The following is a 15,512-nucleotide window of genomic DNA, read 5'->3' on the forward strand; positions in this document are numbered from 1 at the left end:
AAGCATCATATAACGCTATACCTTTTTATGCAGACAGTGTAATCTGCCTCAATGATATAAGCAGTCAACACGGATAATTAGATATGACAAGCTCTACCAAAAACAATACATCCAACGAAAAGCCAAATAAAGAAGCTGTCGATACAGTAGCGCCCAATCAAAAGACAGACGACATAAGTTTGGATACCGCTAGTACTGAAAAGTCTAGTGGTCTGCTGGCAGGTATTATTGAGCGCGCAACTAAATCAGGGCTTGGCCGAAGAAAGCTTAATCCTAGTGCCGTTGAAGCCGATGTCGCCAAAAATATGGAACAAGTACGTGATAATCCAGATCAGCTACGTTTGGCGTTTTTAGGCGGCGGTAGTTTTGGTACAGCGATGGCAAACTTAGCCGCCCGTAATGGCTGTGATACAACCCTCTGGGTTCGTAACAAGCGTACGGTTAAATCTATGGCTAAATCGCAGATGAACAAAAAATATCTGTCTGGTTATAAGCTAGATGAAAGCCTTAAATACAGTCACGATTTAGCATCTGCCGTCAAAGATAAAGACATTATTTTTCTTGCAGTACCGAGCTTGGCATTTCGTGAGACGCTTAAGAGTATTGCGCCATTTATTACAGGACAGTCGGTTGTATCTTTGACCAAGGGCATGGAAAAAGACACCTTTGCGCTGATGAGTGACATCATTAAAGATGAGCTGCCAGAAGTAAATTTTGGGGTGATGTCAGGGCCAAATCTTGCTATTGAGATTATGAAAAACATGCCCTCAGCGACAGTAATAGCCAGTCATTCTGAGCCTTTGCGTCATGCAGTGCAAGCTGCACTACACAGTGCGTTTTTTCGAGTATTTGCCAGTGATGACATACGCGGAGTAGAGCTTGGCGGGGCGCTCAAAAACATTTATGCCATTGCCATGGGTATGGCTGCTGCATATGATGTGGGCGAAAACACCAAAGCCATGCTACTAACCCGAGCGTTGGCTGAAATGAGTCGTTTTGGGGTAGAAGCTGGCGCCAATCCTTTGACATTCTTAGGCTTATCAGGCGTTGGTGATCTGTACGCTACCTGTAGCTCGGAGCTGAGCCGTAACTATCAAATTGGTAATATGCTCGGTCGCGGTATGAATATTGATGCAGCGGTCAAAAAACTGGGACAAACTGCCGAAGGGGTTAATACGATCCAGCAAGTGCATGAAAAAGCGTCCAAAGACGGTATTTATATGCCGATAACCCATGCTTTGTACGCTGTTATTTATGAAGATAAAGCAGCGCTTGGTGTAGCACTGCACTTGATGGAAGCAGGGTTTCGTAGCGATGTCGAGTTTGTCATGCCACACGATTATAGTAATGCGGCGCTTACTGCACAGATGCAAGCGGCTGCTAGTAATCCAGATGACCAAGAACAAGATTCTGACTCTAAAAACGATGCTGAAAACGTTACTAATACTGACGATGATTCGGTTGAAAATAAAGATGCTAAAAAAAGTACTGCTAAAAATGACAGTGCTAGCAAAGACAAAAAATAAGTTTGCTAAAAGTTATGTAATAAGCGGTAATAAAGGGATATTATGAAGATTATATTAATGCGTCATGGACAAGCAGAAGATGAGACTCGTCCAGATAGCGCACGGCAATTGACTGAGTATGGTCAACAGCAAGCAGCACAAACGGCTGAATATATTATTGAGCATTATGCGCCAGACCATTTTGTAGTAAGCCCTTATAAACGCGCGCAGCAAACATTGGCTGCGCTACAATCGCGTGCTACTGCAGTGCCGTCTATAGTACAAGACAATATTACACCGTCCGATGATGCCCATATGGCATTAGCAGATATTGCAAAGATTGAAGCCGAGTGTTTGGTGGTGGTTTGTCATATGTCTATCATTGCCTACCTTGCTGGGTTATTAACTGGTGATAATCCTGAGTCGTTCGCTTTGGCTGAAGCACGTGTCTTTGAGATGGAATTTGTCATGACTGGTATGGCAAACGAAATAGACCGTTTTGTGCCGCAGCAGCCCCATTGATATTATAAAGGCGTAAGTCAATACCGCGCTTTGATTTAACTGGCGACCATGACTAACTACTGAAATGTCTGATGGTTGGTTTTATTTTAATAATTTATCTCATAAGTTAAGTAAGGACACGCTTGGTGTTACATGTTTGGATAAGATCGCAGCATAGTCCGTTAGCAGTTTGGCACGCTGATACAAAAGAATGGCAGTCTGTGACCGGCTGGCAACAGCTGTATGATATTTATGGTAATAACAAAAACAGTGCTCCATCACTTTGTCTTTATTTTCCCTCCAGCTATCTGTTGCAAGTCGATACGAAGCTAAATGCAGCCCAGCTAAAACAGCTTGGTAACACAGGTAAGCAGTACTTATTTGAAGAAGCTTCTTTAACTCCAGTTGAGCAATTGGCAATTAGGCAGATTGGCGATACGCATGCACATCACATTTATGCGCTGGCTGAAAACAATATAGAGTCATGGCAACAAAGCGCAGCTTTAGTCGGCCTAAGTATCAACGCGCTACTGCCGGACTTTTTACTGTTGCCAATTCCTGAAGAGGGGGCCGCTCAGCAGATAATTTTATATCAAGATGAATATACTGCTTTATTACGACAGTCACAATATCAGGGCTTGGCAGTAAATTACTTGCCACTTATTTTTGAGCGCTTGCCGCATTTGAGTGAAGTTTGTATATTGCCTTCGATATCATCGGCTGATTTAGCATCTATTAGCGCTCCAATTGATGCATTTGATGACTTGACAGATAATAGCAATAACTTGCAAAAAACTGACTTGGAGTCAGGCTTTACATCAGACTCTATAGCAGAAACACGTATCGCGACAGAAACGGCCAACTTGCTGGCAGAACAGCAGATATTATCAACGCCTTTATCTACAGTCCCTATGCCAATAGAGATACCAGAACGCCACGCACTTAACTTTTTCATCAAGTCATCAACCACAAATCTATCGCCCTATTTACGAGTGGCGATGATGGTTGCATTGTCAGCATTGGTATTGCAAATGGCAACTGATGCCTTACAAACTTATCGTTATAATACTGCCGCTGATGTCGCACAGATGGCAACCGCGAAGCAGTACCAGTCATGGTTCCCAGATGAGGTGCTCAATACCAGTCGCACCAAGCTGCAAGTGCAGATGCAACCAAAACTACGTAGCGACAGTCAAGAGTCGGCTTCACACTTAGCGGTATTGGCGCGGATATCACCGCTTATTAAGCAGTCATCGTTACATGCACAGGCATTGGTTATGGAGCCATCTGTCTTAAGTTTTACCTTAATAGCGCCAGACCGTGGTAGTCTTGATAAGTTCGCCAGCACATTGACGGCACAAGGTATTCAAGCAAGCCTAGAGCGAGTCAACAGTAATGAGCAAGGACAGTTTAGTGGACAGATTACCATCGATATCGCCAATGATCCTGCGGCCGTAGACAATATGGCACAATCTTAAATTTTTAGTTTTTAAATTTTATACCATCCATCAAGGTCAAGTGATGAAACTATTACAGCGCCGTACCACCCACAGATCGTTAGCAACCAATGCCTTGTCAGCACGTGTGAACAACTATCAAAACGCACTATGGTCACGCTGGCAAGTACTCTCTTCTCGTGATCAGATGGCATTGGTTATTTTGCTGGTGTTTTTATTGTTATTTGTTGGTGGTTACGGTGGCTATAGTGTTCATCAAGCCGCTAAAGAGAGTAAGTCTAATTACCAAGAGCAGGTCGCTGATTATTTTTGGTTACGCTCACAAGCAGCCAATATCGACCCCAATGCATTAAATGCTGCTAGTAATCAAGATGGTGCTGATGCAATGCCACCAGCAAGCCGCGTGAATACTGCATTAAACAGCTCAGGTATCGATAATGCACAAGTGGTGGCTAATGGTGCAGGGGTGCAATTGAGCTTTAGTCATCCGAGCCAAGCGACCGTCAGTGCTGCACTTGGTAAGCTTGAGCAACAAGGCTGGCAGTTTACAAAGCTGTTGATGCAGCAGGATGTGGCGACCAAGCAGGTGCAAGTACAAGCGACTGTCACGTCTTAATAAACCTTATTTTTGAAAACTTGTCTCAAAGGCTCTTTACATATTCATCTACGTTTAACCGTTACTGTAAGTTAGATTATCAGGACATGGTAATTTTCATCTTGAAAGCGACGCTATTTGCCACAATTGAGTACTTAATGGCTACTGTCAGTTATGGATAAAAATTATGAACCAGTCTTCTAACGATAAAACCGATAAGCATTCATATACAAAAACACGGACTACCGAACCCTTTATTGACTCACAAACGACACACAGAATTATGCAGCAAGAGAGACCACTGTTGACTCAAAAAGAGCAGCGCGCATTAATCACTTATAATCACATCACCTATCTGCTTTATGTGATCAGCTATTTTACGGCAGGGCTGCTGTGGATTGTGCCAATCATAATGAACTATGGCAAACGCCGTGATGCCGAAGGTACATGGCTTGCGACACACTTTGACTGGCAGATTAAGACTTTTTGGTACAGTATAGTCTTTTTTATCATAGGAACGATTATCATAACGTTTGCGCTCGGTGGCGTTGGCGTCAGTATGTTGGCTGATAGTGGTAATATAGCTATCGGTTCATTTTTGTTGGCCGGGTTTGGCGCGTTACTGATGCTCTTTACTTTTATTTGGCACCTATACCGTATTATCAGAGGCTGGATCGCGCTTACTGACAATCGTCCTGTACCATAATTTAGTTGACTACTAATGCGTCCGTCTATGCTTGTCAAAACACAGCTAGTATTCAGTCGTTGCCCATGATATTAAGAATGAAACTTTGGTCTTATTATTGTTAAGCTGATATAATTGCAGCGCTTTATGACGCTCAATGTTTCATCCATCTTATTTCATTCACTATTTCTATCCAGACCGGGTTTATCGTTATTATGTCTTACGCCTTGCTTCGCCCTTTTTTGTTTAAGATGGATCCTGAACATGCTCATGATATGACTCTATCTTTACTGGCAAAAGCTCATAAAGCACGGGCTTTGGGCTTGGCTTATGGCCAATCTATGCAACCTACGAACTGTATGGGTTTGCAGTTCTCTAACCCTGTTGGTCTGGCTGCAGGATTGGATAAAAATGCCGATTACATTGACGCACTGGCTGAGCTTGGATTTGGCTTTATTGAGGTGGGTACGGTCACGCCAAAGCCGCAAGTTGGGAATGATAAGCCACGTCTGTTTAGAATAAGACAGGCAGATGCTATTATTAACCGGATGGGTTTTAATAATCAGGGTGTCGATTATCTGATTGAAAATGTCAAACGCTGTAAATATAAAGGCAACATCGGTATCAATATTGGTAAAAATGCCAGTACGCCCGTCGAAAATGCGGCTGACGATTATATTTACTGTCTAGAACGTGTTTATCCCCATGCCTCATATATTACAATCAATATCTCATCACCTAATACAAAAAATTTACGTGATTTACAAAGCGGCGAGGCGTTAACGCAGTTATTAGACGTGATTAAAAATCGTCATAGCCAGCTTGCGACAGAGTACGGGTTCTATGTGCCGTTAGTATTAAAAGTCGCCCCTGATTTAGAGCCGCTACAAGTTGATTATATCTCGCAGCAATTGTTAGATTTTGACATTGATGGTTTGATTGCAACCAATACGACCTTGAGCCGAGTGGGGGTTGAGGATCTGACCGATGGCGATCAAGCAGGTGGTCTATCTGGCCGTCCCGTCAGTCATATTAGTACTCAAATTTTGCAACAGTTCTCAGATCAGCTAGAGGGTAAAGTGACTATTATAGGCGTTGGTGGCATCGATAGTGGCGAGAAGGCAGTTAAAAAGATTAAAGCTGGGGCAGATATGGTTCAGCTTTATACAGGTCTTATCTATCGAGGCCCAGGCTTGGTACAGTCTTGTATTCAAGCTATTGGCGGCTATTATGATGCCCAAGACATTTGATTAAGATGGTCCTATAAAGCCATGAGGCGGTAAGTATGAGTGGTCTAGATATCGTCATTGCCATTGTGGTCCTTATTGGCTTATGGCGTGGTTTTCAAATAGGACTTGTCAAGACGGCGGTTGGCTTAGTTGGTTGGTTTATCGCTTTGATTGTTGCGACTCGTTTAGCTGGTCCTATTGCACCGCAGCTATCGGGGCTGACCCAAAGCTCTGTATTACAAATGGCAATGGCTTTTTTGCTCATCGTAATCGTAGTGTTAGCTGTGATGCATTTAGTAGCGTTTGTATTTTCAGGAGTGCTTAAAACTTTAGGCTTGGGCATGGTAGATAAAATGGCAGGCGGTGTATTAGGGGCGGCCAAAAACACTCTTGTGGTTTTAGTCATTCTTAGTGTCAGTGCGCCGTTATTAGTACAGCTTCCGCAGTGGCAAACTTCTGTACTGGCCCCTGAGCTACTTCCCTATGCGCCAATGGCAAAAACGCTTGCATCAGATGTATTAGGCAGTGCGTGGGAGCAGATGAATCAGTCTTAATTATGGTAAAATTAAGGGCAAAATTAGTTCTAACGACTCTAGTTACGACAAGTGATACCTTGATAAATTGGCATTCATCATTATGTAACATCTGTGGTATCTACAATTTAAATCGCCATTGTTGATAATGCACTATCTAAATATTGTCGTTAATATGTCATCATATATAATATCTTTATTCTTAAATCAATCAGTATCTTTATTCTTAAATCAATCAGTATCTTTATTCTTGAATCAGTGAGTTAGAGCCAATAAAATGCTCAGTTCAGTGAAATAAATATCAGTAAATATATATCATCAGGTCATCGGTCAACTGATAGGCGACACTGCTATTCAGTTTGCCGTTATAGTGTTACTAATGTGTGGTTTTAAATAGGACATAACTATGTGTGGAGTCGTTGGGGTTGCAGCTCATGAGCCAGTCAACCAAATTCTTTATGATGCCTTAACTATGTTGCAACATCGTGGTCAAGATGCGGCAGGTATTGTGACCTTGCAGGATGGTCGCCTATATCTACGTAAAGAAAACGGTATGGTTCGTGATGTCTTTATGAACCGTCATATGGTCAGACTGGTGGGTAAGTTCGGTATTGGCCATGTTCGTTACCCTACTGCGGGTACTTCAAGCAGTGCAGAGGCACAGCCATTTTATGTAAACTCACCTTATGGCATTACTTTGGCGCACAACGGTAACTTGACCAATGCTGAAAGCTTGGCCAAATCGTTATATCAAGATGATCGTCGTCATTTAAATACTGACTCAGATTCTGAAGTACTATTAAACGTTCTTGCTCATGAGATGCAAAATCTAGGTAAGACTCATCCAACGTCTGATGATATTTTTGAAGCGGTAAAAGCGGTCTACGCTCGCTGCGAAGGCGCTTATGGCGTAGTAGCGATGATTACTGGTCATGGCTTATTGGCGTTTCGTGACCCAAATGGCATTCGTCCACTAATCTTTGGCGAACGTTTAGCTGCCAATGGCGGCACAGAGTATATGGTTGCCTCTGAGTCAGTGGCCCTAACTGGTTGCGGTTTTAGTATTATTCGTGATGTCAAACCTGGTGAAGCTATCTTTATCGATTTGGATCACAATCTACATACGTATCAATGCGTAGAGCAAAAAGAGTATACGCCTTGTATTTTTGAGTATGTCTATTTTGCGCGTCCAGACTCTATCATGGACAATATCTCTGTCTACAAATCGCGCCTTCGTATGGGCGAAAAACTGGGACAAAAAATCCTCGATGAATGGGGCGATGACCACGATATTGATGTGGTGATTCCGATTCCTGATACGTCGCGTACTTCAGCGATGGAGCTGGCACTGAAGATGAATATTAAGTACCGTGAAGGGTTTATGAAGAACCGTTATATCGGTCGCACCTTTATCATGCCAGGTCAACAGCAGCGCAAAAAATCAGTTCGTCAAAAACTTAGCGCCGTGCCGTTGGAGTTCAAAGACAAAAACGTTTTGTTGGTTGATGACTCTATCGTCCGTGGAACCACCTGTCATGAGATTATTCAAATGGCACGCGATGCAGGGGCGAAAAAAGTGTTTTTTGCCAGTGCTGCGCCACCAGTAAAATATCCTAACGTATATGGGATTGATATGCCGGTACGTAGTGAGCTTATCGCTTCAGGGCACAGTGTGGAAGAGGTACGTAAAATCATCGGTGCTGACCGTCTGATTTTTCAAGATTTAGATGATCTTATCGATGCGGTAAAAGATACAAAGCATAGCCGCGTTGAAGGTTTTGATTGTGCTGTATTTAATGGCTGCTATATCACTGGACAAATCAATGAAGCTTACCTTGATCACCTGCAAGAGCAGCGTAGCGAAATCGCTAAAGCTGGTAAAAAAGGGGTACAAATTGTCGCAGATACGCCTGTCGATATGATGGGTGTAGAAGAGTCTTAAATAACCATTTTTAGTCAGTATAGTCGATATCGAATAAAACCGATGCGTTGTAATATGATACGCAACTGGTATCAATTTTTCTTGCTTGCTGTGTCTACGCTGACAGAGACTGCAAAAAATTTATACCAGTATCGCTGTATCGTTTTTATAGCGAATTAACTATAGTATGACTTAAAGGTATTATATAAAATAAAAGGCTGGATTCTTAATTGAATTCAGCCTTTTTTATTATTTTTGTTTACTAAGTATTAAGGGATAATCTATCAACTTATGAATACGATTAACCCAAAACGTTGGTTAACATCCAAAGTAGGCCGTTAATTGCTGCAATACCCACGACCATGCTTATTAATAACTGACGGCTAATATGATAGATAATTAGCACTAATAACAATGCGCCAATTTGAGCAAGTAATAGTTGCACCTCAGCGCTATTTAGCCCAGTGCTGGCAGACAAGTCTTGATAGGAGAGACTGGTCAAAATCAATAAGACCATGACAGATAGCGGTAAGCTCTCATTGAGTCGATGTAGCCAAGGCGTATCAAGAAGCTTTTTTGGTATTAATGCTGGAATAGCACGAGTAATAAAGGTAACTCCAGCCATCGCGAAAGTGGCTGCAATCAAATAGCTACTATTCATCGTTCTCTCCTGTCACTTTATGTTGTACCCAAAAACCACGTGCCAAAATCATGAGCATACAGATGGTAATCGCTACCAGAAGTAACCAATTGCTGGTGAATAACGAGGCAATAGCCAAAGCAACGACCGCGATGCCAATAGGGAAGTAGCGTTTAATACTTTGAAATTGCTCGTAAGCTAAGATTGCAAACAAACAAACCAACGCAAAATCCAAATGCGGCACCAAGTCACCAAGAGTGCTGCCGATCATTACCCCAATAGCGCTTGCCAATACCCACCAGCTCTGGTTAAACAAACTAATGGGTAATATAATCGCACGCCGTATTTCATGTGGTAAGCTCGTCATCACTGAAAATGTTTCGTCTGTTAGCGCAAATAAACAATAAGTTTTGGCTATTTTGTTTTTTGGTAGAGACTGTAGCAGCGGCATCCCATAAAATACGTGACGCAGGTTAATGGCTGCAATGTTAGTTGCAATATTACCTATGGGCAGGCCGGCACTAAGCATGGGTAGACAAGCGTACTGAGCCGCCCCTGCATACAGTACGATACTGAGCATAATCGTTGCCCATATCGGCACACCAGCGATTTGTGCCAAGACACCAAAAGCGATACCTGCAGGTAAATAGCCCATAGCGACTGGAATGCTTTTTTTAAAGCCTTCAGCCCATTGATAAGCGGATTTTTGCTGTTGTTCAGAGTAAGTATTCACAAGATATCCTAAGATCGTCAAGCTTAATAGATTGGTCGAAATATTGATTTATAGACATGATGGTTTGTAAACAATGCTTCTTACTATATGCGTTTATAATATGGATAAAAGTATATTTAATAACTCATCAAATTGGTTGTAATTCTTCATAACTGCCAGTTCTATGCGCATAGTACAAAAAACCACTAAGAATTAGCATGCGTAATAACAACAGGCACCATACACTAAGCCAAATACCAGTCATGTCCCACTGCTGATAAAGTAGCCAGCTAAGGGGGAAAAATATGATAGCCAGTATCAAAGCGGCATTGCGAATGACATGTCCTGCCGTCAAACCAAAAAATATACCATCAAGCCAATAAGCACCCACACCGACGATTGGGAGTAGTATGGCATAACCTTGATAACTATTAGTTAAGGTAAAAACCGTTTCGATATTGGTCATCAAATCTAAATAAGTTGGCATGGCAAGCCACCAAATCGTACTTAATAGTAAAGCAAGAGCATAGCTGACAATGCCTGTACGCTTGACAATAACACGAAAGCGCAACCAGTCACGACGTCCCGCTGCTTGTCCACTTAAAGTCTCAGCTGACACTGCTACGCCATCAAGTGCAAAGGCTGAAATGCTTAATACTTGCAATAATATTGCGTTAGCAGCCAATACTAAATCGCCGCTTTGAGCAGAGAGGCGAGTAATCCATGCAAAGCTCACTGTTAAGATAAGCGTACGAATAAAAATATCTTTATTCAAAGAGAATAACCTAAGCATTTTATCTTTAGTAAAATGCTGCGGGTCCACTTGAAAGAAAGTAGGCCAAGTCAATTGTAAATGTCGGCGACTAAGCCACAAGGCCAATACAACCCCTGACCAAAATGCAATGGTAGTCCCTAACGCAACGCCAGCGATTCCCAACTGCATACTGTAAACAAAAAACAGTGTCAAAATAATATTAAATACAGCAATAAATCCTTGCTGATAGAGCATATAACGCGTTTTGCCTTGACCTGCAAACCAGCCAATAAAAGCAAAGTTCATCAGCTCAGCAATGACTCCCCAAAAACGTACATCTAAATAAATCTTGGCAGCAGCGCCACTATCAGGATTGGCAGACAACGCTTGCAAGCCAAAGTTTATGAGCCAAGGCTTCGCTAGTAGTAACACCAAACCAATGACGACGGCTAATAAGAGCGCACGCTGCAAAATAGATAGCAGTGGCGATGCTTTTTGCTGCGAGTTTATAGAGTTGCTACTATCTGAAAGTTGCCCCAATGCCTGTGCAGATAAACCAGAAGATGCATATTGTAAAAAGTTAAAGCTAACAAGCAGTAGGGACAAAAGCTGTATTGCCAGGCCCATGCCTGCAAGCTTTGCGGCATCATTCATATTGCCGACGATGGCAGTATCAATCACACTTTGGAGCGGCATGGCTAGATTAGCTAATAAAACTGGAACAGCAATCGCGACAATACGCCTGTAGCGTGTGTCAATAGGCGACGTGACTGTTGATGGGGTAGACGTTGACATAAGATGATCACTTCTGCGTAAACACAGCTAATAATACCCGCCCGTTTGCTACATGACTGCGGGATGAGCTTTTACTACTAAATATATTGGATGGTCATACAAAGATAAAAGCACCTAACGGTTAGGTGCTTTTACTCGATTCTTTAGTCGTCTCTTAGTCAATACTACTATTATTAAACACCGTTATTGAAGCCAATGCTATCAAAATAGGTGTGTACCATTAGTCTTGTTCAAACATCTTTGGATCATTGAAAGTCACGATTTCTTCTTCAAACTCAGGCTTCACTTTTACAACGAAGTCATCGCGTGATAGACCCATTCTAAGAGGGATAGAGCTTGCAATATAGGTTGACGAATAAGTACCAGCAAGCAGGCCAATGAATAGCGCTACTGAGAACCAATACAGTCCGTCACCGCCTAAGAACATCATGGCTAATACAACTAATAGCACTGTTGAAATAGTCATAATGGTACGGCGCAGCGTTTCTGTTAATGACAAATCAACCGTCTGACTGGGACTAATCCCGCGGACACGGCGGAAGTTTTCACGAATACGGTCGTAGACGACAATCGTATCGTTTAGTGAATAACCGATCAATGCCAATATGGCTGCCAATACGGTCAGATCAAAGGGGAAACCAAATAATGCAAAGACACCGATAGTAACGATAGCGTCATGAAACAACGACATGACCGCGCCAAGTGACAGCTTAAACTGAAAACGTAGAGCGACATATCCAAGCATACATACTAATGCTAGCCCTAACGCCATGACTGAGTTTAAATACACCTCGTTACCGACTTGACTGCCGATAATGTTAACGTTACTAATATCAGCAGTGTTATTAGGCAAAGCTAAAGCTTGAGTTAAGCTGGCGCTTAGACCGTCAATATTGTCAGATTGTGGTGGCAAGCGTACAAGCAGCTCTTGACGCGTGCCTAGATACTGTACGACAGCATCATCAAAACCATTATCCGCCAATGCTTGTACGACTTCAACTTGCTCAGCGGGCTGCTCATAACGTACATCTGCTGAAACCCCGCCCGTGAAGTCCAAACCAAGATTAAGACCATTGACCGCAATCGCAATAATACTAGCAATGACCATGAATAAAGACAAAATTGCCATAGGCTTTTCTATCTTCATAAACGGAATAATACGCTGATTACCAACTGCCTTGATACCGCCTTCTTTTGCAGCAGCGTCATCAGCAGCGCTATCGATTATTTGGTTATGATCGTTATCGATAGCAGCATTGTCTGCTTGAGTCGCCAATGCTTGCTCATTTTTTGAGCTTTTGTTAGTCCCATGAGACTTACCTTTGCCAGCTTTTGCCGTCGTAGGATTATTGGCTTTAGCATTGCTGCCTTTACCATCACGACGCGGCTTACTACGGCGGCGACGTTTTTGGTTGTCATTAGGGTTATTGCCCGCACCGCCTGAGCTACTAGACGTCGGCGTATTATTCTCAGGATTGTTATTTTGTTCAATCGCCATGTTATTCTCCTAGCCGATACTCAAACGTTTGATAGATTTACGCTTACCATAAGCAATTTGTACCAGTGCACGTGTTACCAAAATCGCGGTAAATAGTGAACTGACAATACCAATAGCTAAGGTGATCGCAAAGCCTTTAATCGGACCAGTACCAATCGCAAATAAGATAAACGCGACCAATAACGTGGTGATGTTGGCATCAAAAATACTACTAAAAGCACGATCAAAGCCTGCCACGATTGCAGATTTTGGCCGTACCCCGTTTGCCAGCTCCTCTCGGATACGCTCAAAAATGAGTACGTTGGCATCTACTGCCATGCCGATGGTCAAGACCACACCAGCAATCCCAGGTAGAGTGAGCGATGAGCCTAAGATCGACATAATCGCAATAATGATAATGACGTTTACTGCCAATGCTACATTGGCAATGACCCCAAACAGGCGATAAAAAATAATCATAAAGACAAAGACTAGTAAGTAACCAATCTGAGTTGAAAACAGACCTTTAGCAATGTTTTCTTGTCCTAGTGACGGCCCAATGGTCCGTTCTTCAACAAAATACATTGGGGCTGCAAGTGCGCCTGAGCGTAGTAATAGAGCAAGCTCAGCCGCTTCAGCATTGCTATCTAGTCCAGTAATACGGAACGATGAGCCTAGTACTGCTTGAATATTAGCGCGGTTAATGACCTTGGTCTCAGCGTAAGGGGTACGCACTTCAACAGATTCCCCTGTAGTTGGGTCTTCTTCATACGTAATTCTTTGTTTATTTTCGATAAACAATACCGCCATTTGATCGCCAACAGCGGTACGGGTTGCATTTTGCATAAGCTTGCCGCCCGCACTGTCCAAGGTAATATTGACCTCAGGACGGCCACTTTCATCAAGACTGGTTTGGGCGTTAGTAACTTTGTCACCAGTGACGATGGCTTGACGCTCTAACAGTACAGGTGGACCGTCAAGTGTCTGGAATGGAAAGGCTTCGGTACCAGCAGGAGGGATACCACCCATAAAGTTTTCGCTGTCTTTGGCAACCAAACGGAACTCAAGGTTTGCAGTACGTCCAAGTACACGTTTGGCTTCCGCGGTGTCTTGTACGCCAGGTAATTCGACGACGATACGGCTAGCACCCTGAGACTGTACTAAGGCTTCAGTAACTCCAAGCTCAGCAATACGATTACGTAGGGTGGTTAAGTTTTGATTGACTGCATAACTGTTAATCTCATCCAATGTCGCATCATTATAAGCCATGATTAGCGCAGGACCTTGATCATCAATAGAGGACTGTAAGGTAAAGTTATTGCCCATCGAGCCTTGAAGAATATTCTGTGCACGGTTACGGGTATCTGTATTAGCGAAATGTAATACAATACCTTGTGACTCAGACTTAATACCCTTAACTGCAATACGCTCAGCACGTAGCTCACGGCGCACATCACGACTGGCACTGGACAGACGCTGCTCTAAAGCTTTGTCCATATCAACTTCTAGAACGAAACGTACCCCACCGCGCAAATCCAAGCCAAGCTTCATCGGTTTTGCACCAATATCACGTAGCCACTGCGGCGTTGTCTGCGCTAAGTTGAGCGCAACCACATAATCGTCACTAAGGTTCTTTTTGAGGACCTCTTGTGCTTTGAGCTGAGCATCTGGATTGTCTAAGCGTACCAGGGCGCTGTTGCCCTCAAAAGTGCCATCGTGGTGGCTTACGCCAGCTTCTTCTAACAGGCTCTCTGACTGAGTCAAAATACCTTCAGATAGCTGTGTACCTGCTGCTGCACTGGTAATCTGCACAGCAGGCTCATCAGGGTAGAGGTTGGGTGCAGCGTACAGACCAGCGATGATCAGTACGACGGTGATAAGTAGGTACTTCCAAGCGGGATATTGCATAATCACTTCTTTAAGTTGATAAGATACTGGCGATGCAGGCCACAGATTAGCAGATGGAGTGTTTACATTTATCATGAACAATGATCATAATCAGTATGAAGCATCATTCATCATTGCAAGCATCCGCTATAATAATAGAACGCTAAGCATTATAGAACGACTAACTTTTGAGCCGCAATACGCAGATAAAAGGTAAGTTTGCTACAATGAATCGACTAACTAAAAGGCAACGGATTAACCTAGAAACTAACGAGGAATCAATGTGTCATTAATTTGGCAGTCTAGTAGCAGAAAATGACCGTAGAGTATCAACGGTCATTTTCATCGATGTATGAGTCAAGGCCATAATGATAAATGCTAAACGCGATGATCCATCATCGATATTTATATGCTTTCTATTTATACACTTTCTATGGTGCCTGCAGGTAATACTGAAATAACAGAAGCTCGTTGTACTTTAATGTCAGTATTGTTGTTTAAGCTAATAATAGCGTAGTCGCCTTCAAGGCTTTTGATGCGGCCCATAAGCCCACCAGCGAAAATCACTTCGCTGCCAACAGTTAAAGCATTTACCATAGCACGATGCTCTTTGGTACGCTTCGATTGAGGACGAATGACTAAAAAGTAAAAAATTGCAAAAAAAGCTACTGGCAATAGAATTTGACCAAACAGTGATGCGCCGCCTGCGGCTTCAGGAGCAGCAGCATGGGCAGCTTGAATAAATAAGCTCATAATTTCTCTCAATAAGTCATAGGGAACGATAAAATTAAACGCATAGTAACAAAAAATCCCAATCTTGG

Annotated in this window: 14 protein-coding genes; 8 read left to right on the top strand and 6 right to left on the bottom strand. The window is 42.8% G+C overall.

Annotation, left to right across the window (positions count from 1 at the left end; all coding sequences use genetic code 11):
* The first annotated feature begins 83 nt into the window (after positions 1-83).
* The 8 genes from ACS8FB_RS02025 to purF all read left to right on the top strand — a co-directional run bounded on the left by ACS8FB_RS02025 (position 84) and on the right by purF (position 8,447).
* Positions 84-1,526, top strand: a complete 1,443-nt coding sequence (locus ACS8FB_RS02025; protein ID WP_439260767.1) for an NAD(P)H-dependent glycerol-3-phosphate dehydrogenase — start codon at positions 84-86, stop codon at positions 1,524-1,526.
* A gap of 42 nt (positions 1,527-1,568) precedes the next feature.
* Complete coding sequence (gene sixA, locus ACS8FB_RS02030) at positions 1,569-2,027, top strand: phosphohistidine phosphatase SixA (RefSeq protein WP_439260768.1); 459 nt, start codon at positions 1,569-1,571, stop codon at positions 2,025-2,027.
* 125 nt (positions 2,028-2,152) lie between these two features.
* Complete coding sequence (gspL, locus tag ACS8FB_RS02035; protein WP_439260836.1) at positions 2,153-3,484, top strand: type II secretion system protein GspL; 1,332 nt, start codon at positions 2,153-2,155, stop codon at positions 3,482-3,484.
* Positions 3,485-3,527: 43 nt separating this feature from the next.
* Positions 3,528-4,079, top strand: coding sequence for a type II secretion system protein GspM (gene gspM, locus ACS8FB_RS02040; RefSeq protein ID WP_439260769.1), 552 nt, complete (start codon positions 3,528-3,530; stop codon positions 4,077-4,079).
* Positions 4,080-4,245: 166 nt separating this feature from the next.
* Entirely contained in the window at positions 4,246-4,764 is a 519-nt protein-coding gene (locus tag ACS8FB_RS02045; protein ID WP_439260770.1) for a DUF4870 family protein, read from the top strand.
* A gap of 194 nt (positions 4,765-4,958) precedes the next feature.
* Complete coding sequence (locus ACS8FB_RS02050) at positions 4,959-5,993, top strand: quinone-dependent dihydroorotate dehydrogenase (RefSeq protein WP_299215995.1); 1,035 nt, start codon at positions 4,959-4,961, stop codon at positions 5,991-5,993.
* A 35-nt stretch (positions 5,994-6,028) separates the two neighbouring features.
* Positions 6,029-6,526, top strand: a complete 498-nt coding sequence (locus tag ACS8FB_RS02055; protein ID WP_439260771.1) for a CvpA family protein — start codon at positions 6,029-6,031, stop codon at positions 6,524-6,526.
* Between the two features lie 385 nt (positions 6,527-6,911).
* Entirely contained in the window at positions 6,912-8,447 is a 1,536-nt protein-coding gene (gene purF, locus ACS8FB_RS02060) for an amidophosphoribosyltransferase (protein WP_299215990.1), read from the top strand.
* 280 nt (positions 8,448-8,727) lie between these two features.
* On the opposite strand, the gene ACS8FB_RS02065 is transcribed toward purF, so the two are convergent.
* The 6 genes from ACS8FB_RS02065 to yajC all read right to left on the bottom strand — a co-directional run bounded on the left by ACS8FB_RS02065 (position 8,728) and on the right by yajC (position 15,444).
* Positions 8,728-9,087 carry an AzlD domain-containing protein gene (locus tag ACS8FB_RS02065; RefSeq protein WP_439260772.1) on the bottom strand — a complete coding sequence of 120 codons (360 nt, stop codon included), beginning with the start codon at positions 9,085-9,087 and terminating at the stop codon, positions 8,728-8,730.
* Positions 9,080-9,721: an AzlC family ABC transporter permease gene (locus tag ACS8FB_RS02070; protein ID WP_439260837.1), complete on the bottom strand. Its 642-nt coding sequence runs from the start codon at positions 9,719-9,721 to the stop codon at positions 9,080-9,082. The genes ACS8FB_RS02065 and ACS8FB_RS02070 overlap by 8 nt, the downstream gene beginning before the upstream one ends.
* A gap of 205 nt (positions 9,722-9,926) precedes the next feature.
* Positions 9,927-11,327 (bottom strand): MATE family efflux transporter, encoded by a 1,401-nt coding sequence (locus ACS8FB_RS02075; RefSeq protein WP_439260773.1) that lies wholly within the window; start codon positions 11,325-11,327, stop codon positions 9,927-9,929.
* A gap of 220 nt (positions 11,328-11,547) precedes the next feature.
* Complete coding sequence (gene secF / locus ACS8FB_RS02080; protein WP_439260774.1) at positions 11,548-12,825, bottom strand: protein translocase subunit SecF; 1,278 nt, start codon at positions 12,823-12,825, stop codon at positions 11,548-11,550.
* A gap of 9 nt (positions 12,826-12,834) precedes the next feature.
* On the bottom strand, positions 12,835-14,712 hold the full coding sequence (gene secD, locus ACS8FB_RS02085; protein ID WP_439260838.1) for a protein translocase subunit SecD: 1,878 nt from the start codon (positions 14,710-14,712) through the stop codon (positions 12,835-12,837).
* 399 nt (positions 14,713-15,111) lie between these two features.
* Positions 15,112-15,444 (bottom strand): preprotein translocase subunit YajC, encoded by a 333-nt coding sequence (yajC, locus tag ACS8FB_RS02090; RefSeq protein WP_058368608.1) that lies wholly within the window; start codon positions 15,442-15,444, stop codon positions 15,112-15,114.
* Between the last annotated feature and the right edge of the window lie 68 nt (positions 15,445-15,512).

The organism is Psychrobacter sp. 1U1, from assembly GCF_051847535.1.
In the GTDB taxonomy this organism is placed as follows: domain Bacteria; phylum Pseudomonadota; class Gammaproteobacteria; order Pseudomonadales; family Moraxellaceae; genus Psychrobacter; species Psychrobacter saeujeotis.